Consider the following 22,057-nt stretch of genomic DNA (forward strand, 5'->3'; position numbering starts at 1 on the left):
GGAGGAAGGGGCAGCGTCTCACACCGGGTCGGGAGCGCCGAAGCCCCCGGTGGACCCGTGCCCGCCGGTGCCCCGGACGCTGCCGGGGAGCTCGCCGACCTCGGTGAAGTCGCCGTGGAGGTACTCCTGGACGACGAGCTGGGCGATGCGCTCCCCCACCCGCACCGTGTACGTGGCCGCCGGGTCGAGGTTCACGAGGTTGACGAGCACCTCGCCGCGGTAGCCCGAGTCGACGGTGCCGGGGGCGTTGACGACGCTGATCCCGTGCCGGGCCGCCAGGCCCGAGCGGGGGTGCACGAGCCCGACGGTGCCGGGCGGCAGGGCCAGGGCGACCCCGGTGGGCACGAGGGCCCGCTCGCCGGGCCCGAGGACGACCTCGGCCACGGCCGTGAGGTCGGCCCCCGCGTCACCGTCGGTGCTGTAGGCCGGCAGCACCGCGTCGGGGTGCAGTCGGCGCACGGCCACGGCGACGCGGGCGGGGACGCTCACCGGCCGGGGCTCAGGCCGCGCACTCGGTGCAGACGTAGACGCCGCCCTTGTCGCTGGCCAGCTGGCTCACGTGATGCACGAGGAAGCAGCGCGAGCACGTGAACTCGTCCTGCTGCCGGGGCAGCACGCGGACCGACAGCTCCTCGCCGGAGAGGTCCGCACCGGGGAGCTCGAAGCCCTCGGCCTGCTCGGTCTCGTCGACGTCGACGCTCGACGCCCGCGAGTCCACGCGCCGCGTCTTCAGCTCCTCGATCGAGTCCTCGGAGGACTCGTCGTCGGTCTTGCGCGGTGCGTCGTAGTCGGTTGCCATGTGGTGTCCACCCTTCGTCGTGCTGGTCGGCCCGTGACAACGCACGACAACCCGAGAACATGCCCCGCTGCCGATCGTGCGAGGCATCGTGCGCGGCAGATTGTGCACCATCGCCGGACCCCCTCGCCACGCGGGTCCACGAGGCGGTGCCGGCGAGGTCAGGCGCGGCCGCTCGCGGGGATCCCGTGACGGGTCGTGAGGTCCCGGACGAGGTCGCCGAAGGCCCCGGCGACGCCGGGCGCGGCGGCCCACGCGAGGTCGCCGTCCGGCACGTCGGCGAGGCCGCCGAGCACGGCCCCCGCCTCCGCGGCGACGAGCTGACCGGCGGCCCGGTCCCACGGGTTGAGCCCCGTCTCGTAGTACGCGTCGAGCCGCCCGCACGCGACGGCGCACAGGTCGAGCGCCGCGCTGCCCATCCGGCGGATGTCGCGGACGTGCCCGAGGAGGTCCGCGACCGCCCGGCCCTGCCGGGTGCGGCGCTCGGCGACGTAGCCGAAGCCGGTGCCGACGAGGGTGAGGCCGAGGTCGTCGACGTCGGTGGTGCGTAGCGTCCGCGTCCCGTCGGCGGTCGTCAGCCGCGCGCCGCCGCCCTCGTGGGCGTGGAAGAGCTCGCCCCGGGCGGGCCCGAGAACGGCGCCGGCGACCGGACGCCCGTCGGGCCCGGCGGGGTCCCCGACGACCGCGGCGACCGACACGGAGTACTCGGGGATGCCGTAGAGGTAGTTGACCGTGCCGTCGATGGGGTCGACGACCCACGTGATGCCGCTCGTCCCGCTCGTGCCGCCCTCCTCCTCGCCGAGCACGGCGTCGTCCGGGCGCAGGGCCGCGAGCCGCTCGAGGATGAGCTCCTGGCTGCGCTGGTCCATCTCGGTGACGACGTCGGTGCGGCTCGACTTCACCGTCGTGCCGAGCTCCGCGGGACGCTCGTCGAGGACGAGCCGGCCGGCCGTCCCGGCGACCTCGCAGGCGACCCGCTCGAGGGCCGCGAGGTCGACGCCGTCGGGGACCGGGACGTGGGGGGTGCCCGCCATCAGTCGCTCCCGCAGAGCGCGGGCTTGGCGACGCGCAGGTTGGGGCAGCAGCCGGGGGCGCACACCGACGGGCGGACGTCCCCGGGCAGCCAGGTCTCGGGGGCGACGACCTCACCCCGGGCCTCCGCCGCCCGCTCGAGGAGCAGGTCGACGAGCCCCTCGACGAACCGGTCGGCGGCGTGCGGCGTCGGGACGCGCACGAACGGGACGCCGACCCGGGCGGCGGTCTCGGCCGCCTCGGTGTCGAGGTCGTGGACGACCTCCATGTGGTCGGAGACGAAGCCGATCGGGGCGACGACGACGGGGTCGGTGCTCGACGCGCGGGCCAGCTCCTCGATCCGGTCGTTCACGTCCGGCTCGAGCCACGGCACCGACGGCGGACCGGACCGGGAGCAGAAGACGAGCTCACCCTCGACCGAGGTGCCGAGCGCGGCGTTCACCTCGTCGGTGAGCCGCCGGCCGAGCCGCAGGTGCTGGTCGACGTAGAGGTTGCCCTCGCCGTCCCCGGGGCCCGAGGTGTCGTCCATCGCGTCGGGGATCGAGTGCGTGACGTAGAGGATGCGCGCCCGCCCTGGGTCCGGCAGGCCGCGCAGCGCCGCGAGCAGCGCGTCCCGCCAGGCGAGGCCGAGCGAGGGGTGGTGGACGTACTGGCGCACCTTGTCGACGACGAGCCCGTCGGCGGCCGGGCCGACCTCCTCGTACGCGGCGGCGAGGTCCTCGCGGTACTGCCGGCACGAGGAGTAGCAGGAGTAGGCGCTCGTGAGGAGGGCGACGACCCGGGTCGCGCCCGCGTCGAGGCACTCGTGCAGGGCGCCCGCGAAGAAGGGCTCCGAGTTGCGGTTGCCCCACACGACCGGGACGTCGAGGTCGCGGCGTGCGAGCTCGGCCCGCAGCCGCTCGAGGAGGTCGCGGTTGAGGTCGTTGATGGGGCTGCGCCCGCTGCGGGCGTAGTAGTGCTCACCGACCTCGACGAGACGCTCGTCGGGGATGTCGCGCCCGGCGGTGACCCGGCGCAGGAAGGGCATGACCTCGTCCTCGGTCTCCGGGCCGCCGAAGGACCCGAGGAGGACGGCGTCGTAGGGGGCGAGGTCCGCCGACGGGGTGCTCATGCGCCCACGGTATCCGGGCAATCCGGCGCGTCCCGGCGTGGGCTGCACGGTGCGGGGCCCGGACGGTGGCATCGTCGTGGGACGACAGGACCGCGACCCGGGAGCCCACCATGCAGGACCTGCGCCTCATCGGCGTCCACGAGGACGGCCGGCACCTCCTACTCGCGGACGCCGAGGGCGGGCGCTTCCGCCTCCCCCTCGACGAGCCGCTGCGCGCCGCCGCCCGGCGGGACCGGCCCCGGCTGGGCCAGCTGCAGATCGAGATCGACGGCGCGATGCGCCCGCGCGAGGTCCAGGCGCTCATCCGCCGCGGGATGAGCGCCGAGGAGGTCGCCGACCGTGCCGGATGGACCGTCGAGAAGGTCCGCCGCTTCGAGGGCCCGATCCTCGCCGAGCGCGAGCACGTCGCCCGCAAGGCCCGTGCGTGCGCGGTCGGCACCCGGGGCAGCGGCCCGCTCACCCTCGAGACCCGGGCCACCGAGCGCCTGCGGGACCGGGGCGTCGAGGCCGACGCGATCGAGTGGGACTCCTCGCGCGACGCCGACGGTGTCTGGCAGCTGACGCTCGTCTTCGCCGCCGGGGGCCGCCAGCGCACCGCGGCCTGGACGTACGAGCCGCTCGGCGGGTCGGTGTCCGCGACGAACGACGAGGCGCGGTGGCTCGGCGACGAGTCCTCCCCCGGTCTCCTCGAGGCACCGCACCGGGCCCCGTCCCCCGAGGACCACGACGTCTACGACGTCGACGCCGACGGGGGAATCGAGCGGCCCGCCGCGCGCGGGGCCACCGAGCCGATCGACCTCATGGCGGCGATGCGCCAGCAGAGCGCCCGCGGCCGCCGCAGCCGGCGCCGGGTCTCCCCCACCGGCGTCCCCGGGGACGACAGCCCGCGCGAGGACGCGCTGCCCATCGAGGAGCTCGCCCTCGACCCCACGACGGTGCCCCCGCCGCCGGCCTCGCGCACCTGGCCGCAGGAGCAGCGGTCCGACGACGACTCCGGGACGGCGACGCCGGACGAGGGGTCGGACGACGGACCCGCCGAGGGCACCCGCCGGCGCTCCGGCGCGGCGCGCAAGGGGCGCCCGAGCGTGCCGAGCTGGGACGACATCGTCTTCGGCACCAAGGGCGGCGGCTCCGCCTGACGGCTCGCGCCGGGCTCAGAGGGGCGGCGGGACCGGGCAGGCGTCGAGGTCGAACGGCAGCGTGTCGGGCGTCGGTGACGCCGCCCGCGCCGCCGCGCTGTTCATCCGGCGCATGTGGTGGCGACGGCAGAGCACCTCGTACTCGACGAGCCCCTCGCGGGCGCTCGCGGTGTCCCCGACGACGACCTGCTCGCCCTCCACGACCATGACGCCGTCGACGATCCGGGCGTTGTGGGTGGCCCGGCGGCCGCACCAGCACAGGGCCTCGACCTGCAGCACCTCGACCCGGTCGGCGAGCTCGATGAGCCGCCGGGAGCCGGGGAAGAGCGCGGTACGGAAGTCGGCGGTGATCCCGAAGGCGGTGACGTCGATGCGCAGCTCGTCGACGACCCGGGCGAGCTGCTCGACCTGGACCGGGGTGTAGAACTGCGCCTCGTCGCAGATGACGTAGTCGACCCGGGCGCCCTGGACGAGGCTGCCGGCGACGACGTCCCAGAAGTCGAGCGCGTCGTCGACCTCGACGGCGCGCGTCTCGAGACCGAGCCGCGAGGAGAGGACCGACTGCCCGGCGCGGTCGAGCTTGGTGAAGATGAGCCCGTGCCGGCCGCGGGCCCGCTGGTTGTGGTCGATCTGGAGCGCGAGGGTCGACTTCCCGCAGTCCATCGTGCCCGAGAAGAAGACCAGATCCGCCACGGCGGACACCCTAGGCGACGACCCGGGCGGGGACGTGGAGGACCGGCACCTCGAGCTCCTCGGCGGTGAGCGCGCCGTGCATCCCGAGGAGGGCGAGCAGCTGCGGGCGCATCCGGCGCGAGTCGACGATCGTGAAGTCCCCGCCCGCGACCGCGACGACGTCGCCGACCCGGGCGAGGTGCTCGGGGGCCACGCGGCCGAAGAGGCCCGCGCGCACCGCCTCGTCGCGGCCGACGACGTGGGCCCGGTCGCCGAGGACCTCGCGCCAGGCGTCCGCGACGTCGCCGGCGGCCCCCGGCTCGCAGTAGACGTGGGTGACCCGGGGCTCGCCGCCGAGGTGGCGCACGCCAGCGCGCAGGGCCGGCTCGTCGGCCACGTCGACCCGGCCGTCGTGCGGGCACGCGAGCATCCCGTGGTCGGCCGTCATCGTGAGCGAGGCGTCGTCCGGCAGGCCGGCCGCGAGCCGCGCGAGCTCGCGGTCGACGGCCTCGAGCTCGGCGGTCCACTCCAGCGACTCCGGGCCGTGGACGTGGCCGAGCTTGTCGACCTCGCCCCAGTAGAGGTAGACGAGGGTGCGCGGACCGGAGCGGACGGCGCGCAGGGCGGCGTCGACCCGGGCGGCGAGGAGGTCGGCGGCGAGGAAGCGCCCGCCGCGCAGTGCCGCCTGGGTCAGCCCGGAACCGTCGAAGAAGCCGGGCCCGATGCGGGCGACGTCGACGCCTTCGGCCTCGGCCCGCTCAAACCACGTCGGGCGGGGCTGCCAGCGCTCGGGGTCGGGGCCGCCCTCCCAGGACAGCTCGTTGAAGACCCGGTCCTCGTCCGGGACGAGGACCTCGTAGCCGAGCATCCCGTGCTGCCCCGGCGTGAGGCCGGTGCCGAAGGTCCCCATCGACGTCGCCGTCGTCGACGGGAACCCGGCCGGGACCGTGCGGGTGCGCTCGCGGTGGGCCCGCAGGAACGGGGCATGGCCGTAGCGGCGGGACAGCTGCCGGGCGCCGAGGCCGTCGACGAGGACGACGACCCCCCGCCGGGCGGGCGGCATCGCGAACGGCCCGTCGCCACCGGGACGTCCGGGCACCCCGAGGCTCGCCGCGACCGACGGGAGGACGTCGGCGAGGCTGCCGTCGGCGTAGCCCGGCGGACTCGGCAGGGGCACGGGGTCAGCCCTGGCCGATGGCGGTGGAGACGTCGTGGGCGAAGGCGAGGGCCCGGGCGAGCTTGTCGTCACCGTCGGCCGTGGCCGAGATCCGCAGCGCGATGTCGTCGCCGGTGATCGTGCCCTCGTAGCCGTGGTCGGCGTCGCAGTCCGGGTCGCTGCACGACGCCGGCAGCAGGTCGACCCGGGCGACGGTCCCCCAGCCGAGGGTGAGGGTGACCTCGCGGCCGAGGCTGCCCGGCACGTAGCGGTCCGGGGACTCCACGACGTGGGTGAGCATCACGCCGCGGACGGCGGACAGGGGGATGGCCTCGGTCGTGGCCGTCGCGACCTCCTGCGGGGCCGGCGGGTCGTCGGCGTGATCGTCGGCGTGCGCGATGACCAGGCGGCTCCCCGTGAGGACGAGGACGGTGATGTGCCGCTTCACGGCGTCGTGGTCGAAGGTCGTCTCGAGGTGGACGAGGTGGTTCTCGACCCGCTCCCGGCCGAGGGCCGCCGCGACGACGTCCGCAACGAGGGCCGGGTAGTAGCCCGCCTGCTCGATCGAGGCGGTGAGGTCGTGCGGCAGCGGGGGTGCCTGGTGGGCGCGGGTCATGGGGACATCATGCCGCGCGCCGGGGGCTCCCCGGTCACGGGAGGGCGCGGCGGCCCGGGTCCATCCGGCGGGACGCCGGGGCAACGGTCACCTCGACGCCGAGGACCTCGACCCCGCTCGGGTGCGCGTTCACGGGGTTGAGGACGAGCGAGACGACCTCGGGCATGTCGTCGGCGAGGACCGAGACCCGGCCGACGAGGTCGGCGAGCGCCGCGCGGTGCACCGGGGTCCGCCCCCGGTAGCCGTGGAGGACCGGGGCGGCCTTGACCGACGACAGCAGCTCGGAGACGGTGACGTCGGTGAGCGGCGGGATGCGGTGCGAGACGTCGCCGAGCAGCTCGGTCGGCAGACCGGCGACGGAGAAGCCGATGACCGGCCCGAAGAGCGGGTCCTCGGTGCTCGTCACGACGCAGGCGACCCCCGTCGTCGCCATCCGCTGCACGACGAACCGGTCGGCGTGCAGCGGGGCGAGCACGGCGCTCAGCGAGTCCCACGCGCGCCGAAGGGCGTCGGCGTCGCCGAGGTCGAGGCGGATGCCGCCGCTGCCGGACTGGTGGCGCACCATCGGGGCCGTGGACTTCAGGACGACGGGGTAGCCGAGCTCCTCGGCGGCGGCCACCGCGTCCTCGACGTCGGTCACCGACCGCGAGGGCCAGACCTCCACCCCGTAGGCCGCGAGCAGCGAGCGCGCCTCGTCGTGGGTGAGCCGGCGGCCGTCCGGCGACTCCCCGAGCACCGTCTGGACGACGTCCTCGGCGACCCGCCGGTTGATGCCGGCCGGGGCGACGGGGACGCCGTGGTCCCGCGAGCGCCACCGGCCGTACTTCGTCGCGGCCGCGAGGGCCCGCACGGCGTCCTCCGGCATCGCGTACACCGGGATGGGCCGGGTCGCTCCCCCGGTCCCCGTCATCGCCCCGTGCCCGTCGTCGACCCCCCGCAGCTCGAGGAAGGTCGCGACGCACGGCTTGTCCGAGGCCGCCGCGGCGGCACGGACGGCGTCGGCCACCTCGGCGTCCCCCGTCGCGAGGGGCGGGATGAAGCACACGACGACGGAGTCGACGTCGTCGTCGGCGAAGGCGCGGTCGAGAGCGCCGCGGAAGTCCTCGGCGCTCGCCTCGCTCGGCAGGCTCACCGGTCCGTGGGTCACGGTGAGGTCCCACGAGGAGCACGCGTCGGCGGTGAGGGCCCCGAGGGCCCCGGAGTTCGCGACGACCGCCACCCGCGGCCCGCGAGGCAGCGGCTGGTGGACGACGAGCTGGGCGACGTCGAAGAGCTGGTGGACGTTCTCGACGCGGATGACGCCCGCCTGGCGCAGCATCGCCGAGAACACCTCGGGCCGCGCGTGGGTCTCCCGGACGGTGTGGCCGGGGACCGCCGCCTCGCTGGACACCCCGGACTTGACGACGATGACCGGCTTGGTGAGGGCGAGCTTGCGGGCGATCCGGGAGAACTTGCGCGGGTTGCCCATCGACTCGAGGTAGAGCCCGACGGCGTCGGTGTCGTCGTCGTCGATCCAGTACTGCATGAAGTCGTTGCCCGAGACGTCGGCCCGGTTGCCGGCGGACCCGAAGGTGGAGATGCCGAGGTTGCGGCGGGCCGCGGAGGCGAGGACGGCGATGGCCAGCGCCCCGGACTGGGAGAACAGCCCGAGCCGGCCGCTCGGCGGCAGCGTCGGGGCGACCGAGGCGTTGAGCCGGACCTGCGGGTCGTTGTTGATGAGCCCGAAGGAGTTCGGCCCGACGACCCGCATCCCCGCCGCGCGCGCCCGGCGGACGAGCTCGGCCTGCCGTTCGGCGCCCTCGGGCCCCTCCTCGGCGAACCCGGCGGAGACGACGAGCAGGCCGCGCACCCCGGCCTCGGCGCACTCGTCGACGACGTCGAGGACGGCGGCCGCCGGGACGGCGACGATCGCGAGGTCGACCCGGTCCGGGACGTCCCGCACCGAGTCGTGGGCCTTCAGCCCCCGGATCTTTGAGACGTTCGGGTTGACCGGGTGCACGGTGCCGGTGAAGCCGGCGTCGAGGAGGCGGGCGAGGAGACGTCCGCCGAAGGAGTCCTCGTCCCGGCTCGCCCCGACGACGGCGACGACGGACGGGTGGAGGAGCGCCCGCAGGCTGAGCGACTCGGCCCGGTGCTCGCGGGCGAGCTCGACGGCGCGGGAGCGGTCGGTGGGCTCGATGTCGAAGCCGACCTCGACGACCCCGTCCTCGACCCGGCGGGCCACCTCGTAGCCGGCGTCGGCGAAGACGGCGAGCATCTTGCGGTTCTGCGGCAGGACCTCGGCGGTGAACCGGGTGATCCCGAGGTCGCGGGCGATCGCGGCGAGGTGCTCGAGCAGCACCGACCCGATGCCCTTGCCCTGGTAGCCGTCGGCGATGTTGAAGGCGACCTCCGCGGAGTGCCGCTCGATCCGGTCGAAGCGGCCGATGCCGATGATCTCGTCCCGGGAGACGACGACGAGGGCGACCCGGTCGGTGTAGTCGACGTGCGTGAAGCGGTGCACGTCGGAGTCGCTGAGCCGGCGGAGGAAGGCGAAGAATCGCAGGTAGATGGACTCCTCGGACTGCGCCGCGTGGAAGCGGTGGATGCCCTCGGCGTCGTCCGGGCGGATCGGACGGACCCCCGCCACCGTGCCGTCGCGCAGGACGACGTCGGCCTCCCACTGCACCGGGTAGCCGGGCGGTCGTCCCTCGTCCACCATGCGCCCCATCATCCCACCGCCGGGTGAACGGCAGGTGACGGCACACTGGGCCCGTGGAGCTACGCGACGCCGTGCGGCGCAGACGGATGGTCCGACGCTTCGACGCCGGCCGGCCGGTCCCGGAGGAGGTCGTCCGCGACCTCGTCGGCCTGGCCGTGCGCGCCCCGAGCGCGGGCTTCAGCCAGGGGTGGGACTTCGTCGCCCTCCTCGACGATGCCGAGCGCGACCGTTTCTGGGCCGCGGCGGCCGAGCCGGGACCGCCGGACGCCTGGCTCCGCGGGGTGTCGGCCGCGCCGGCGCTGCTCGTCTGCTGCTCGGACCCCGGCGCCTACCTCGACCGGTACGCCCGCCCGGACAAGGGCTGGACCGACCGCGACCCCGCCCGCTGGCCGGTGCCGTACTGGGACACCGACGTCGCGATGGCCGCGATGCTCGTGCTGCTGGGCGCCGAGGACGCGGGCCTCGGCGCGCTCTTCTTCGGGGTGCCCGCACCGCGGCACGACGACGTCGTGGCCGCCCTCGGCCTCCCCGACGGGCGGCGCGTCGTCGGCGTCGTCGCCCTCGGGCACGAGGCGCGGCGGGTGTCCGGGTCGGCCGCGACCCGGCGTCGCCGCCCGCTCGAGGAGGTCCTGCACCTCGGCCGGTACGGAGTGTCGGTTCGGCCCTGACGGGGTCCCTGTGGAGGATGGAGGCCGCCGGACGCCTGCCCGGCCCCGTCGACCGACCCGAGGACAGTCCCCGCCCCCATGGCCACGCGCAACAGCCCCACCCCGCCCGAGGACGTCGCCGAGCGGATCGTCGACATCGACGTCGAGGACGAGATGCGCACGGCCTTCCTCGAGTACTCCTACAGCGTCATCTACTCGCGGGCGCTGCCGGACGCCCGGGACGGGCTGAAGCCGGTGCAGCGGCGGATCCTCTACGGGATGTCCGAGCTCGGGCTGCGCCCGGACCGCCCGCACGTGAAGTCCAGCCGTGTCGTCGGCGAGGTCATGGGCAAGTACCACCCGCACGGCGACGGCGCGATCTACGACGCCCTGGTCCGCCTCGCCCAGCCGTTCACGATGCGCCTGCCGCTCGTCGACGGGCACGGCAACTTCGGCTCCCTCGACGACGGCCCCGCCGCCTCCCGGTACACCGAGGCCCGGATGGCCCCGGCGGCGATCCCGATGGTGACGAGCCTCGACGAGGACACCGTCGACTTCGTCCCGAACTACGACGACTCCCTCACCCAGCCGGGCGTGCTGCCCGCGGCCTTCCCGAACCTCCTCGTCAACGGGGCGAGCGGCATCGCCGTCGGGATGGCGACGAACATGGCCCCGCACAACCTCGTCGAGGTCGTCGGCGCCGCCCGCCACCTCATCGACCACCCGGACTGCTCCCTCGACGAGCTCATGCGCTTCGTCCCCGGGCCCGACCTGCCCGGCGGCGGGCGGATCGTCGGCCTCGAGGGCATCCGCGACGCCTACCTCACCGGCCGCGGCTCGTTCAGGACGCGCGCGACCGCCCGGGTCGAGAAGGTCACCGCCCGCAAGCAGGGCATCGTCGTCACCGAGATGCCCTACCTCGTCGGCCCCGAGAAGGTCATCGAGCGGATCAAGACGCTCGTCCAGGGCAAGAAGCTGCAGGGCATCTCCGACGTCAAGGACCTCACCGACCGCAAGAACGGCATGCGCCTGGTCATCGAGGTCAAGAACGGGTTCAACCCCGAGGCCGTCCTCGAACGGCTCTACAAGCTGACCCCGCTCGAGGACTCCTTCGGCATCAACGCCGTCGCCCTCGTCGACGGCCAGCCGCAGACCCTCGGCCTCGAGGACCTCCTGCGGGTCTTCGTCGACTTCCGGATCGACGTGGTCCGCCGCCGCACCGAGCACCGGCTGGCCAAGCGCAAGGACCGCCTCCACCTCGTCGAGGGCCTGCTCGTCGCGATCCTCGACATCGACGAGGTCATCCAGCTCATCCGCTCCAGCGACGACGCCGCCGCCGCCAAGGAGCGCCTCACGACGGTCTTCGACCTCTCCAGCGCCCAGGCCGACTACATCCTCGAGCTCCAGCTGCGCCGCCTCACGAGGTTCTCCCGCATCGAGCTCGAGGGAGAGCGCGACGAGCTGCAGCGGATCATCGAGGAGCTCGAGGCGATCCTCGCCGACGAGGCCCTCCTGCGGAAGACGGTCTCCACCGAGCTCGCCGACGTCGCCAAGGCCCACGGCACGCCCCGGCGCACCGTCCTCCTGGAGTCCTCGGGCAGCCCGGCCACCCAGACCACCCCCCTCGAGGTCGCCGACGACCCGTGCTGGGTCCTGCTGTCCTCGACGGGCCTGCTCGCCCGCACCTCCGGCGACGAGCCGGTCCCCGCCGAGGGGCCCCGGGCCCGGCACGACGCCGTCGTCGGCGCCGTGCGCACGACGGCCCGCGGCGAGTTCGCGCTCGTCACCTCCCGCGGCCGGATGGTGCGGATGTCGGCGCTCGACCTGCCGGCCCTCCCTCCGCTCGGGGGTGCGCCGAGCCTGTCCGGGGGCGCCCCGCTCGCGGTGTTCGTCGACCTGCCCCGCGGCGAGGAGCCGCTGACGATCGTCCCGCTCGATGCGGACGGTCCGGGCGTCGCGCTCGGCACCGCCAAGGGGGTCGTGAAGCGCGTGGCCACGGACTACCCGAACCGGCCCGAGTGGGAGGCGATCTCGCTCAAGGACGGCGACGAGGTCGTCGGGGCCGCGCTCGTGCGCGACGGCGGCGAGGACCTCGTCTTCGTCACGAGCGACGCCCGGCTGCTGCGCTTCCCCGCGTCCTCGGTCCGGCCCCAGGGCCGTGCGGCCGGCGGCATGGCGGGCGTGCGGCTCTCGGACGGGGCCCGGGTCACCTTCTTCGGTGCCGTCGACCCCGGCACCGACGCCGTCGTCGTCACCGCGTCGGGTTCTTCGCAGGCCCTTCCCGGGACGGAGGCCGGCTCGCTCAAGGTGACGCCGTACGCGGAGTACCCCGCCAAGGGCCGGGGCACCGGCGGGGTCCGCGCCCACCGCTTCCTCCGGGGCGAAGACGCCCTCGTCCTCGCGTGGGTCGGGGCCACCCCGGCGCGTGCCTCCGGGGCGGGCGGTGTCGCCCTCGACCTGCCGGAGGCCACCGGGCGCCGAGACGGGTCCGGCCAGCCGCACGGCGCCGTCGTCGCCGGGATCGGCGCCCCCGTCCGCTGACCCGGGCCCCCGGTGGCCGGGTGGCCCGGCGCCCAGGGGCGGAGCCCGGTGGACCGGTGGTCCCGGCGTCAGCGAGTGACCGCCAACAGCCCACGGACGGGACCGAGTTCCCGCCGCGACCTGCGTGTTACGCAATCGTTACGGCTTCGTGGCGCGGGGGTGTTGTGCCGGTGCGTAAACGCTTTTACCTTGAGACGCACCTCATCGCCGAGGCTCTCCCGCCTCGGCCGACCCAGGACTAGGAGGCGGGCACATGGCCCTCAGGAACTCGCGCCGCATGGCGGCGGTCGGCGGCGCACTCGCGGTGGTTCTCACCGCCGCGGCGTGCGGTTCGTCGGACGACGGCAGCGGTGGTGGCGGCGGCGGCGAAGACGTCGAGGCCAGCTCCATCGACTGCGCTCCCTACGAGGCCTTCGGGGACCTCGAGGGCACCGAGGTGTCGGTGTACACCTCGATCATCGCGCCCGAGGACGGGCCGCACATCGCGTCGTACCGCCCCTTCGAGGAGTGCACCGGCGTCACGATCAACTACGAGGGCTCGCGCGAGTTCGAGGCGCAGCTGCCGGTCCGCGTCCAGGGTGGCAACGCCCCCGACATCGCGTACCTCCCGCAGCCGGGTCTGCTCCGGACGATGGTCGACACCGGCCAGGTCGTCGAGGCGCCGCCGGAGGTCGAGGCGAACGTCGACGAGAACATGCCCGACTTCAAGGAGTACGGCACCGTCGACGGCACCTTCTACGCCGCCCCGCTCGGTGCGAACGTCAAGTCGTTCGTGTGGTACTCCCCCACGTACTTCTCCGAGGGCGGCTACGAGATCCCGACGACGCTCGACGAGCTCAAGGCGCTCTCGGACCAGATCGTCGCGGACTACCCCGACGGCAGTGTCACCCCGTGGTGCGCCGGCATCGAGTCCGGTGACGCCACCGGCTGGACGGCGACGGACTGGATGGAGGACTTCATGCTCCGCACCGCGGGGCCGGAGGTCTACGACCAGTGGGTCAACCACGAGATCCCGTTCAACGACCCGCAGGTCGCCGAGGCCCTCGCCGCGGTCGGCGAGTACCTCAAAAACGACGACTACGTGAACGCGACGTTCGGTGACGTCCGCTCCATCGCGACGACGTCCTTCCAGGACGCCGGCCAGCCCGTCGTCGACGGCTCGTGCATGATGCACCGCCAGGCCTCGTTCTACGCGGCCAACTGGCCCGAGGGCACGAACGTCGCCGAGGACGGCGACGTCTGGGCCTTCTACCTCCCCGCGGAGACCGCGGACGAGCGTCCGGTGCTCGGCGCCGGCGAGTTCACCGCCGCCTTCGCGGACCGTCCCGAGGTCAAGGCCTTCCAGACCTACCTCTCCTCGGTCGAGTGGGCGAACGAGCGGGCGAAGACCTGCGGCACCGGTGGCTGCGTCACGGCGAACACGAACGCCGACCCGGAGCTGCTGACGAACCCGATCGACAAGCTCTCCGCCGAGCAGCTGACCGACGAGAACGTCACCTTCCGCTTCGACGCCTCGGACCTCATGCCGGGTGCCGTCGGTGCCGGGACGTTCTGGCGGGGCATGACCGACTGGATCATCGGCCAGGGCGACCAGGAGACCCTCGACTTCATCGAGAACTCCTGGCCCACCTCCTGACCTGACCCCAGGTCCACCGAGCCGGGGGGGGGGGGGGGGGCCCCCCCCCCCCCCCCCCCCCCCGGGCACCCCCCCCCCAAAGTGGCGCCAATAAGGCCCGCGGCGCCCGGGCCGGCTGGGGCGGGGGCGGGCGGGCCGCCGGCGGGGCGGGCGGGGGGGGCCCCCCCCCGGGGGGGGGGGGGGGGGCCCCCCCACGGAGCAGGGCAAGCGCGCAGAGCGGGCGACGTGCGCAGGCGGGCGAGCGGGTGGACGGGTGTGGCGGTCGGGTGGTCAGCGGCCGCGGGTGGGCAGGTGCGTCGGCGTCGACATCCGCGGCCCGCGCCGGGGCCGGTGGTGGCCGCCGAGCTCGAGGAGCCGCTGCACCCGGTACCGGTGCCCCACCCACGGCTCGAGCAGCGCGGCGAGGGCGTCGTCGTCGGCCGGGGTCCCGGTGAGGGCCCACGTCATGTCCTTCGCCACGTGGTAGTCCCCGAAGCTCACCTCGTCGGCGAGCCCCAGGGCCCGCTGCGCGACCTCCGCCCACGTCCAGCGCCCGACGCCCGGCAGCGCCGTGAGCCGAGCACGCGCGGCGTCCGCGGACATCGAGACGCACTCCTCGAGCCGGCCGGCCCGCCGCACCGCCTGGACGACCGTGCGCGACCGCGCGCCGTCGACCCCCGCCGCGAGCCACTCCCACGACGGCACGGCCGCCCATCCCGCCGGGCTCGGCGGGACGGCGAGGTGCAGCGCCTCGCCCGGCCCGGGCGCCGGCTCTCCGAACCGCCGCACGAGCCGCCGGTAGCCCGCGAAGGCCTCCTTGCCGGTGACCTTCTGCTCGATGACCGACGCGACGAGCGCCTGCGTCACGAGACCGGTCCGCGGCACCCGCCAGCCGGGCCGGCGCCGCCACTCGTCCCGGACGAGCGGGTGCAGCGCGGGCTCGAACCCCGACGGGTCGTCGTGCTCACCGAGCAGGCCCGGCACCTGCTCGAGCGCCCACCCGGCCCCCACGCCCCACGCGCTCGCGCGGACGACCTCGGACACCCCGCCGGGCGCCTCGAGCCGCAGCGTCGCCGGTCCGTCGGGGGTGCGCCACCCGAACCACCAGCCGCGCTCGTCACGGCGGCTCGTCGGGTCGCCCGCGCCCCGGCGGAGGATGCCGACGACGGCACCGAGCGGCACCGGCCGGGAGCAGCGCACCTCCCGGACCCGCGGCTCCCCCGCTCCCGTGCCCGCGCCCGCGCCCGCGCTCGCCATCGTCAGACGAGGTGCCGCGGGGCGACCTTCAACGGCGGACCGGCCGGGGTCGACGCGCCCTTGAAGGCGGCCCACACGTACGTCGGGACGAGGGGCAGCGCGGCCGCGAGCACCCGCTCGGGCACCCGCTCGGCCCACGCGGGCACGGTGTCGCCCGCCGCGAACGCTCCCGGGTCGGCCAGCACCGGCAGCGTGTAGTCCCACACGTCGTAGGCCGCGAAGAGCCGGCGCAGACCGCCGGGGGTGTAGTACCGCTCGTAGTACTCCTCGCCCTTGCGGGTGAGCCGCATGTACCGGTCGGCCGCCGGCCGCGGCAGCCAGGACAGGAACGGCAGCCGGTGGTGCGGCTCGACGACCTGCCAGCGGTGCCCCACCCCGAGGTAGAGCAGGCCGCCCGGCCGCAGCACCCGGTGGATGTCGGCGACGACGGCCTCGGGGTCGACGACGTGCTCGTAGATGTGGTTGAGGACGACGACGTCGGCCGAGCCGTCCGGCAGCGGCAGGTCCTCGCCGCGGGCGACCCGGAAGTCGACCCGCTCGCCGAACCGGGCGCGGGCCTTCTCGAGGCCCGGCTCGTCGATGTCGACCCCGGTCGTGCGCGCCCCGGCGAGGGCGAGCTCGTCGGCGATGAACCCCGCCGAGCACCCGACGTCGACGGCGGCGAGCCCGGAGAGGTCGTCGACCCCGAGCGCGTGCCGCACGACGGCGACGATCTTCGCCGCCTTCTGCCGGCGCCCGGTCTCGTCGAGCATCTTCGCCATCGAGTCGGAGTACGCGAGCTGCTCGGCCCGGCCGCTCGCCGGAGCGGCGTCCTCGGGCCGCACGGGCTCGTCAGGTTGCACGGGATGGCCCGGCTGCACCGGCTCGCTCGGGTCGCTCATCCCCCGGATCCTAGGAGGTGGTGCCGACGACCCCACAGCCATCCGCCCCCGGCGACGAGCAGGTCCGCCACGACGGCGAGGAACCGGGCGACGACGACGACCGCCGTCGCGGCGCCGAACGGCATGAACGTCACGAGCAGCAGGGCGAGCACCCCGTCGCGCACCCCCACCCCCGCGGGGACGAGCACGGACAGCTGGCCGACCGCCGACGCGAGCGCGAACCCGCACACCGCCGCGACGGCGAGGTCGGCGACGGGGGCGTCGGGCTGCACGGAGCGGACGAGGACGGCGACCCCGAGCCCCGCCGACACCCAGGCGCCGGTGAACCAGGCGCAGGTGAGCGCCACGGCGCGGCCGCCGAGGGCGTGCTCGAGCGGCTCGCGGCGCAGCACCCGCAGGCCGAGGCCGACGAGCCGGTTGAGCAGCGGCGGCCACAGCAGCACCGCCCCGACGGCGAGCGCCGCGACCACGGCCCACGCCGTGACGGGCGAGCTGCCGCGGGCGAGCAGCCGGGGCAGGGCGACGACGCCGAGCAGCCCCCCGCAGAGGATCGCGAGACCGATCGACAGCAGACCGGTGACCGCCATCCGGCGCCGGGGGACCCCGAGCCGCGCCCCCATCTCGGCCTGCGCGAACACCGTCCACACCGACCCGGGGACGTACTTGCCGAGCTGGCCGACGAAGAAGACGCTCGCCGCCGGGGGCAGGGCGAGCGGGCTGCCGAGGTCGGCGAGCAGGACCCGCCAGCCGCCGAGGGTCAGCAGCGGCGCCCCCGCCGTGAGGACGAGACCGACGACGACGGCGACGGGGCTGATCCGGCCGAGCTCGCTCGAGACCTCCGACCAGTTCCGCGCGAGCGCCCACCCGACCGCGGCGAGGATGACGACGAGCAGCCCGAAGCGGACGACGTCGACGACGCGGGAGCGGGACACCGGCGTCACTTCCGCCGGAAGGTGAGCCGCAGCACCGCGTACGCCGGGGACCCGCTGCCACCGAACGAGGACCGGGCCTGCGCCATCCGCCCGAGGACGTCGCCGTCGACGTCGCCGACGAGGGTCAGCCCGAGGTCGTCGGCCCGCGCGAGGATGCCGCGGACGTCGGCCGGGCGGACGGCGAACTCCGGGTCGTCGTCGCCGATCGGGACGGTGAGCAGCAGCAGCCCGCCGGTGCGCAGCGTCCACGACGCCTGCCCGACGACGAGGTCGACGTCGGACGCCGTGCACCCGCCGGGGTGCAGCCGGGCGACGACGTCGAGGCTCGCGGTGTCGACGTCGAGCACCTCGACGGCGGCGCGGCGGCCGGTGAGCTCGAGCTCGACGGGGGCGAAGCCGAGCGCGCGCGTCCAGCGCGAGAAGGGGCTGCCCGACCCGGACTCGTCGACGACGACGGCGGTCCGCGACCGGTCGTCGAGGACCCGCACGAGGGCCGCGACCGCCCCGAGGGCAGCCCACGCGGCGACGGGGTCCTTGGCGCGCGGCAGCCCGAGGAGACGGGCGACCTCCTGGGCGTCGACGGCCTCGGCGTCGACGGTGAGCAGGTCGGTGGCCCGCAGCTCGTCGGGCAGGTCGACCGGGGACAGCTCGAGCACGGGGCCGCGACGGGCCCGCAGGCCGGCGACCGCGGCCCGCACCCGCGCCACCCGGCCGAGGGGCACGGCGGCCGGCTCGTCGTCGTCCCAGACGGTCGGCGCCGCGGCGAGGGCCTCGACGGCACCGACGTAGTTGGCCCAGGCCCGGTCGAGGTCGGGCTCGCGCACCCCGTCCGCGAGCGCCGCGACGGCACCCGGTCCCGTGAGACGGCGCAGCGCCGTGACGAGGGCGTCCCGGTCCCCCGGCGCCGCGAGCACCCCGTCGACGCCGTCGCGCACCTGGTCCGCGAAGGTCCCGACGCTCGTCGCGAGCACGGGCAACCCGTGCCGCTGCGCGAGGAGGACGTTCTGCGACGCGGTCGCCGAGCGGTACGGCAGGGCGAGGACGTCGTGGCGGGCCATGAGCCCGGCGATCCGGTCGGCCGGCACGTAGCCGCCGTGCACCTCGACCCGGCCCCGCAGCCGAGGGTCGGCGGCGAGGTCGCGGACGCGGCGACCGGCCTCCCCCCACAGCTCTCCGGCGACGGTGAGGGTCACGCCCTCGACCTCGCGGACCGCCTCGACGAGCAGGTCGAGCCCCTTGTAGTCGCGGACGATGCCGAGCGCGAGGAGGCGGACCGGGCCGTCGTGCGCGGGCCGGTCCACACGTGGGCCTCCCGGCAGGTGCGGCGGCAGGTCGACCTCGCGCACCCGGCGCGCCCCGAGCTCCGCGGCCAGCCGGGCCTGCTCGCCCGAGTGGACGACGACGGCGTCGGCCGCGGCGAGGAGCGCCCCCACGAGGCGCCGGTCCCCCGGGTGCGGCTCGTGCGGCAGGACGTTGTGCGCGACGACGACGACGGCGGGCCCGCGGCGGCCGTCCCGTCGACCGGCGCCGGCGGCCCGCAGCAGCGCGAGGTGCGCCGGGACGACGGCCGGGACGACGTGGACGAGGACGACGACGTCGACGTCCCGCAGCCGGCGTCCGGTGCGGACCCAGGTGTCCGGGCGGGCCCAGGACAGCACCCGCATGCTCCGCGGGTAGGGGGTGACGTCGGGGCTGCCGCCGGGGACCGCCTGCTCGCCCGGGTAGAGGCGGGCCGGGTACAGGTGGCTCCAGGAGACGAGCGCGACGTCGTGGCCGGCCTCGGACAGCTCGTGGGCGAGGGTCGTCGTGTGGGCCGCGACCCCGCCCTTGTAGGGGTGGGTCGGGCCGACGAGCGCGACGGAGAGCGCGGCGTCGGACCCGGGGAGGTCGGACCCGGGGCCGTCCGGCCGGTCCTCAGACACCGTCGCGGGACCGGACGACGAGGTCGGAGAGCAGGGCGAGCGAGGCGATCATGATGCCGCTGACGACGAGCAGGACGGTGCTCGCCGGGAAGTAGAACGGGTGGCGCACCATGTCGACGACCGCCTTGACGACGCCGATCGCGAGCATCCACAGCGCCGGCGGCATGAGCACCTTGAGCGGCTCGAAGTACATGACCATCCGCAGCACCTGGAGGATGTAGCGGTAGGCGTCGCGGACGAAGTGGAACTTGCTGACCCCGGCGCGCTTGGCGTAGGTCGTCTCGACGTACTTGATGTCGTGCTGGTTGGACAGGAACGCGATCGTGATCGTCGTGACGCAGGAGAACCCCGCGGGCAGCAGCCGCAGGTAGGGCAGCGAGACGTCGCGCCGGAAGGCCCGTAGCCCGGAGTTCAGGTCGGGGATGCGGGTCTTGGTCAGCCACTCGGCGATCTTGCGGATGAGCCACTTCGCCGGGACGCGGGCCCACTTGTGGGTGCCCTCCTCGGTCGTGCGGGCGCCGACGACCTGGTCGTACGTCGGGTCGTCGCGCAGGGTCCGGACGAGCTCGGGGATGCGCTCGTTCTCGTACGTCATGTCGGCGTCGGTCCACACGACGATCTCGCCGCGGGCCTGCTGGGTGCCGATCCGCCGGGCCGTCCCGGACCCCCCGTTGCGCCGGAAGGGCAGCACGCGCACGTGCGGGTAGCGGTCCTGGGCGGCGCGCAGGACGGCGAGCGTGTCGTCGGTCGAGGCGTCGTCGATGCACAGCAGCTCGTAGGTGAGCTCGCTGTCGTCGAGGACCGCCGAGATGCGGTCGATCTCCTCGAGGACGTGGGCACCCTCGTTGAAGCACGGCAGGACGACCGTGACGTACGGGACGGGTCCGGGGCCCTCGGGGCCGTCCTCGACGACGTAGCCGCCGCTCGTACGCGTCCGCTCGTTCGACGGCCGCGCCGAGGGGTCGTACCCGCGTCCGGCGAGCTCGCCGACGCGGACGTCGATGCGCTCGGTGGACGCGGCGTGGAGGGCGTCGTGGTCGGCGCCGGTGTCGCCGGCCTCGGGGTGCTCGTTCATCGCCCGCGAGCCTACCGGCGCGCCCCCGGGCCGGGGCTCAGGCGCCGTCGACGAGCCGGGCGACGGCCTTCTCGACCGCGGCCTGCCGGCGGGTCTCGTCCGGGTACCGGCGCCGCAGGGTGCCGGCGATGGTCACCCCGTCCTCGTACCGGTCGAGCACCCGCGGGTCGATGTACGACGAGCGGGCGATCGTCGGGGTGTTGCCGAGGTATGCGGCGACCTCCTCGACCGCCGCCTTCTCCGCCTGCTTGCGCGAGGCCTTCGTGTCCCCCGGCTCGTCGGACTCCGCGAGCGCGACGGCGGCGAGGACGGTCGCGTGCCACGTCCGGAAGTCCTTCGCCGTGAGGTCCTCGGCGACCATCTGCGAGATGTAGTCGTTGACGGCGGCGGCGTCGAGGTCGGCCCAGCGGGCCGTGCCGCGGTAGGCGAGCAGCCGCTTGGAGCCCCCGCGGCGGCGGCGCATGTAGTTGAGCGACTCGATGACCGCCGGGTCGCTGATCGTGATCGAGTGCTCGACCCCGGACTTGCCGACGAACGAGAAGACGAGGTCCTCACCCCGACGCCGCACGTGGCGACGCTCGAGGGTCGTGAGGCCGAAGGAGCCGTTGGAGTCGGCGTAGGCGTCGGACCCGATCCGGAAGTAGCCGAGGTCGAGCAGCCGGGTCGCGGTCGCGGCGGCCCGGGCGAGCGGCATGCCCTCTCCCGCGAGGTCGGTGACGATGCGCTCGCGCGCCCGCGCCAGCCGGGCCCCCGCGAGGACGACCCGGTCGAACTTCAGCTCGTCCCGCTTGGCCCGCCACTCGGGGTGGTAGAGGTACTGGCGCCGGCCCGCGGCGTCGGTGCCGACCGCCTGGATGTGACCGGTGGGGTACGGGCAGATCCACACGTCCTCCCAGGCCGGGGGGATCGCGAGCGCCTTGACCCGGGCGACGTCCTCCGCCGGCAGCCGCTCCCCGCCCGCGTCCCGGTACGAGAAGTGCCTGCCGGCCCGGCGCCGGGTCCACCCGGCCGACCGCGGGGACACCCGTCGCAACCTCGCCATGCCCGCACTCTAGACAGTGACCGGCGCCGTGACCTGCACGGACGCCGACCCTCGACGACCAGCGGGTTTGGTGCTGCTCGCCGCGTGTGGAAGCGTTGAGGCATGTCCGGGCTCTCGACCGACACCGTCTCCGACCTGCTCCGCGAGGTCGCCGCCGCGGTCATCACCCCTCGATTCCGCTCGCTCGACGACGACGAGGTGATGGAGAAGAACCCCGGCGACCTCGTCACCGTCGCCGACCGCGAGGCCGAGGAGCTCATCACCGGCCGCCTCCTCGCGGCCTACCCCGACGCCGTCGTCCTCGGCGAGGAGGCCTACGCCGCGGACCGCGGACTCATGGACCGCTACCTCGCGGCCGAGCACGCGTTCACCGTCGACCCCGTCGACGGGACGAAGAACTTCGTCAACGGCTCCCCCGACCACGCCGTCATGGTCGCCGAGGTCGTCGGCGGCGAGACCGTCCGCTCCTGGATCCACCAGCCCGCGCACGGGGTGACCTGGACCGCCGAGCGCGGCGCCGGCACCCGGCGGGACGGCGAGCCGGTGACGACTACCCCGGTCGACGCGGGCACCACCCCGCGCGGGGTCACCTCGGCCTGGGCCCTCAAGGGCCACACCCTCGACGGGCTCGCCCCGATGGGCCTGTCCTGGGTGTGCTGCGGGGTCGACTACCCCCGCCTGCTCGAGGGGGCGACCGACTACATCGTGTACTCCCGCTCCAACCCGTGGGACCACGCGCCGGGCACGCTCATGGTCACCGAGGCCGGCGGCTGCGTCGCGCACCCCGACGGCACGCGCTACTCGCCGCGCTCGCTGCGGCCCGGGCTCGTCGTCGGGGTCGACCCGCACACGTGCGGGGCGGTCCAGCGCCGCGTCGAGGAGCACTTCACCCGCGACTGACCCGGCCGGGTCGGCACCGTCG

The 22,057-nt window shown here is 75.1% G+C and carries 19 protein-coding genes; 5 read left to right on the forward strand and 14 right to left on the reverse strand.

What is annotated here, in order from left to right; genetic code table 11:
- Positions 1–18 precede the first annotated feature (18 nt).
- From dut to KC207_RS09095, 4 genes are all read right to left on the reverse strand, one after another.
- Complete coding sequence (gene dut, locus KC207_RS09080; RefSeq protein WP_211602702.1) at positions 19–489, reverse strand: dUTP diphosphatase; 471 nt, start codon at positions 487–489, stop codon at positions 19–21.
- Between the two features lie 10 nt (positions 490–499).
- A complete protein-coding gene (locus KC207_RS09085; protein ID WP_211602703.1) occupies positions 500–799 on the reverse strand; it encodes a DUF4193 domain-containing protein in 300 nt (99 codons plus the stop codon).
- A gap of 158 nt (positions 800–957) precedes the next feature.
- Complete coding sequence (locus KC207_RS09090) at positions 958–1,830, reverse strand: inositol monophosphatase family protein (protein WP_211602704.1); 873 nt, start codon at positions 1,828–1,830, stop codon at positions 958–960.
- Entirely contained in the window at positions 1,830–2,939 is a 1,110-nt protein-coding gene (locus KC207_RS09095) for a ferrochelatase (RefSeq protein ID WP_211602705.1), read from the reverse strand. Before KC207_RS09095 ends, KC207_RS09090 begins: the two co-directional genes overlap by 1 nt.
- 110 nt (positions 2,940–3,049) lie before the next feature.
- Between KC207_RS09095 and sepH the strand changes: the two genes are divergently transcribed.
- Positions 3,050–4,078, forward strand: a complete 1,029-nt coding sequence (gene sepH / locus KC207_RS09100) for a septation protein SepH (RefSeq protein ID WP_211602706.1) — start codon at positions 3,050–3,052, stop codon at positions 4,076–4,078.
- Positions 4,079–4,093: 15 nt separating this feature from the next.
- Here sepH and KC207_RS09105 read toward each other — a convergent pair whose 3' ends face one another.
- From KC207_RS09105 to KC207_RS09120, 4 genes are read right to left on the reverse strand one after another with little or no spacing between them, the layout of a single operon-like run.
- Positions 4,094–4,771: a thymidine kinase gene (locus KC207_RS09105; RefSeq protein WP_211602707.1), complete on the reverse strand. Its 678-nt coding sequence runs from the start codon at positions 4,769–4,771 to the stop codon at positions 4,094–4,096.
- 10 nt (positions 4,772–4,781) lie between these two features.
- Positions 4,782–5,927: an alkaline phosphatase family protein gene (locus KC207_RS09110; RefSeq protein WP_211602708.1), complete on the reverse strand. Its 1,146-nt coding sequence runs from the start codon at positions 5,925–5,927 to the stop codon at positions 4,782–4,784.
- 4 nt (positions 5,928–5,931) lie between these two features.
- Complete coding sequence (locus KC207_RS09115; protein ID WP_211602709.1) at positions 5,932–6,522, reverse strand: DUF5998 family protein; 591 nt, start codon at positions 6,520–6,522, stop codon at positions 5,932–5,934.
- A gap of 34 nt (positions 6,523–6,556) precedes the next feature.
- Positions 6,557–9,223, reverse strand: a complete 2,667-nt coding sequence (locus KC207_RS09120) for a bifunctional acetate--CoA ligase family protein/GNAT family N-acetyltransferase (protein ID WP_211602710.1) — start codon at positions 9,221–9,223, stop codon at positions 6,557–6,559.
- A gap of 53 nt (positions 9,224–9,276) precedes the next feature.
- Here KC207_RS09120 and KC207_RS09125 point away from each other — a divergent pair, with 53 nt between their 5' ends.
- The 3 genes from KC207_RS09125 to KC207_RS09135 all read left to right on the forward strand — a co-directional run bounded on the left by KC207_RS09125 (position 9,277) and on the right by KC207_RS09135 (position 14,047).
- Positions 9,277–9,891 carry a nitroreductase family protein gene (locus tag KC207_RS09125; RefSeq protein ID WP_249138659.1) on the forward strand — a complete coding sequence of 205 codons (615 nt, stop codon included), beginning with the start codon at positions 9,277–9,279 and terminating at the stop codon, positions 9,889–9,891.
- Between the two features lie 78 nt (positions 9,892–9,969).
- Positions 9,970–12,411 carry a DNA gyrase/topoisomerase IV subunit A gene (locus tag KC207_RS09130; RefSeq protein WP_211602711.1) on the forward strand — a complete coding sequence of 814 codons (2,442 nt, stop codon included), beginning with the start codon at positions 9,970–9,972 and terminating at the stop codon, positions 12,409–12,411.
- A gap of 253 nt (positions 12,412–12,664) precedes the next feature.
- Positions 12,665–14,047: an ABC transporter substrate-binding protein gene (locus KC207_RS09135; RefSeq protein WP_211602712.1), complete on the forward strand. Its 1,383-nt coding sequence runs from the start codon at positions 12,665–12,667 to the stop codon at positions 14,045–14,047.
- Positions 14,048–14,317: 270 nt separating this feature from the next.
- Here the strand turns inward: KC207_RS09135 and KC207_RS09140 are convergent, their stop codons facing one another.
- Genes KC207_RS09140 through KC207_RS09165 form a run of 6 tightly spaced genes read right to left on the reverse strand, consistent with a single transcriptional unit; the run spans position 14,318 to position 21,135 of the window.
- Positions 14,318–15,283 (reverse strand): DNA-3-methyladenine glycosylase family protein, encoded by a 966-nt coding sequence (locus KC207_RS09140; RefSeq protein ID WP_249138660.1) that lies wholly within the window; start codon positions 15,281–15,283, stop codon positions 14,318–14,320.
- Positions 15,284–15,285: 2 nt separating this feature from the next.
- Entirely contained in the window at positions 15,286–16,164 is an 879-nt protein-coding gene (locus KC207_RS09145) for a class I SAM-dependent methyltransferase (RefSeq protein ID WP_211602713.1), read from the reverse strand.
- Positions 16,161–17,096, reverse strand: coding sequence for a lysylphosphatidylglycerol synthase domain-containing protein (locus tag KC207_RS09150; RefSeq protein WP_211602714.1), 936 nt, complete (start codon positions 17,094–17,096; stop codon positions 16,161–16,163). Before KC207_RS09150 ends, KC207_RS09145 begins: the two co-directional genes overlap by 4 nt.
- A gap of 5 nt (positions 17,097–17,101) precedes the next feature.
- Positions 17,102–19,018, reverse strand: a complete 1,917-nt coding sequence (locus tag KC207_RS09155; protein ID WP_211602715.1) for a glycosyltransferase family 4 protein — start codon at positions 19,016–19,018, stop codon at positions 17,102–17,104.
- Complete coding sequence (locus KC207_RS09160) at positions 19,011–20,093, reverse strand: glycosyltransferase family 2 protein (protein WP_211602716.1); 1,083 nt, start codon at positions 20,091–20,093, stop codon at positions 19,011–19,013. Before KC207_RS09160 ends, KC207_RS09155 begins: the two co-directional genes overlap by 8 nt.
- A 37-nt stretch (positions 20,094–20,130) precedes the next feature.
- On the reverse strand, positions 20,131–21,135 hold the full coding sequence (locus tag KC207_RS09165; protein WP_211602717.1) for a DNA topoisomerase IB: 1,005 nt from the start codon (positions 21,133–21,135) through the stop codon (positions 20,131–20,133).
- Between the two features lie 102 nt (positions 21,136–21,237).
- On the opposite strand from KC207_RS09165, the gene KC207_RS09170 reads away from it, so the two are divergent.
- Positions 21,238–22,035, forward strand: coding sequence for an inositol monophosphatase family protein (locus KC207_RS09170; RefSeq protein ID WP_211602718.1), 798 nt, complete (start codon positions 21,238–21,240; stop codon positions 22,033–22,035).
- The last annotated feature ends 22 nt before the right edge of the window (positions 22,036–22,057 follow it).

The sequence above is a fragment of the Phycicoccus avicenniae genome, from assembly GCF_018139485.1.
Taxonomy (GTDB): Bacteria; Actinomycetota; Actinomycetes; order Actinomycetales; family Dermatophilaceae; genus Phycicoccus; species Phycicoccus avicenniae.

Coding starts and splice junctions, on each gene's coding strand:
- KC207_RS09145 (WP_211602713.1), bottom strand. CDS start 16,164: ATGAGCGACCCGAGCGAGCCGGTGCAGCCGGGCCATCCCGTGCAACCT.
- sepH (WP_211602706.1), top strand. CDS start 3,050: ATGCAGGACCTGCGCCTCATCGGCGTCCACGAGGACGGCCGGCACCTC.
- KC207_RS09115 (WP_211602709.1), bottom strand. CDS start 6,522: ATGACCCGCGCCCACCAGGCACCCCCGCTGCCGCACGACCTCACCGCC.
- KC207_RS09120 (WP_211602710.1), bottom strand. CDS start 9,223: ATGGTGGACGAGGGACGACCGCCCGGCTACCCGGTGCAGTGGGAGGCC.
- KC207_RS09165 (WP_211602717.1), bottom strand. CDS start 21,135: ATGGCGAGGTTGCGACGGGTGTCCCCGCGGTCGGCCGGGTGGACCCGG.
- KC207_RS09130 (WP_211602711.1), top strand. CDS start 9,970: ATGGCCACGCGCAACAGCCCCACCCCGCCCGAGGACGTCGCCGAGCGG.
- KC207_RS09135 (WP_211602712.1), top strand. CDS start 12,665: ATGGCCCTCAGGAACTCGCGCCGCATGGCGGCGGTCGGCGGCGCACTC.
- KC207_RS09140 (WP_249138660.1), bottom strand. CDS start 15,283: ATGGCGAGCGCGGGCGCGGGCGCGGGCACGGGAGCGGGGGAGCCGCGG.
- KC207_RS09170 (WP_211602718.1), top strand. CDS start 21,238: ATGTCCGGGCTCTCGACCGACACCGTCTCCGACCTGCTCCGCGAGGTC.
- KC207_RS09095 (WP_211602705.1), bottom strand. CDS start 2,939: ATGAGCACCCCGTCGGCGGACCTCGCCCCCTACGACGCCGTCCTCCTC.
- KC207_RS09085 (WP_211602703.1), bottom strand. CDS start 799: ATGGCAACCGACTACGACGCACCGCGCAAGACCGACGACGAGTCCTCC.
- KC207_RS09090 (WP_211602704.1), bottom strand. CDS start 1,830: ATGGCGGGCACCCCCCACGTCCCGGTCCCCGACGGCGTCGACCTCGCG.
- KC207_RS09160 (WP_211602716.1), bottom strand. CDS start 20,093: ATGAACGAGCACCCCGAGGCCGGCGACACCGGCGCCGACCACGACGCC.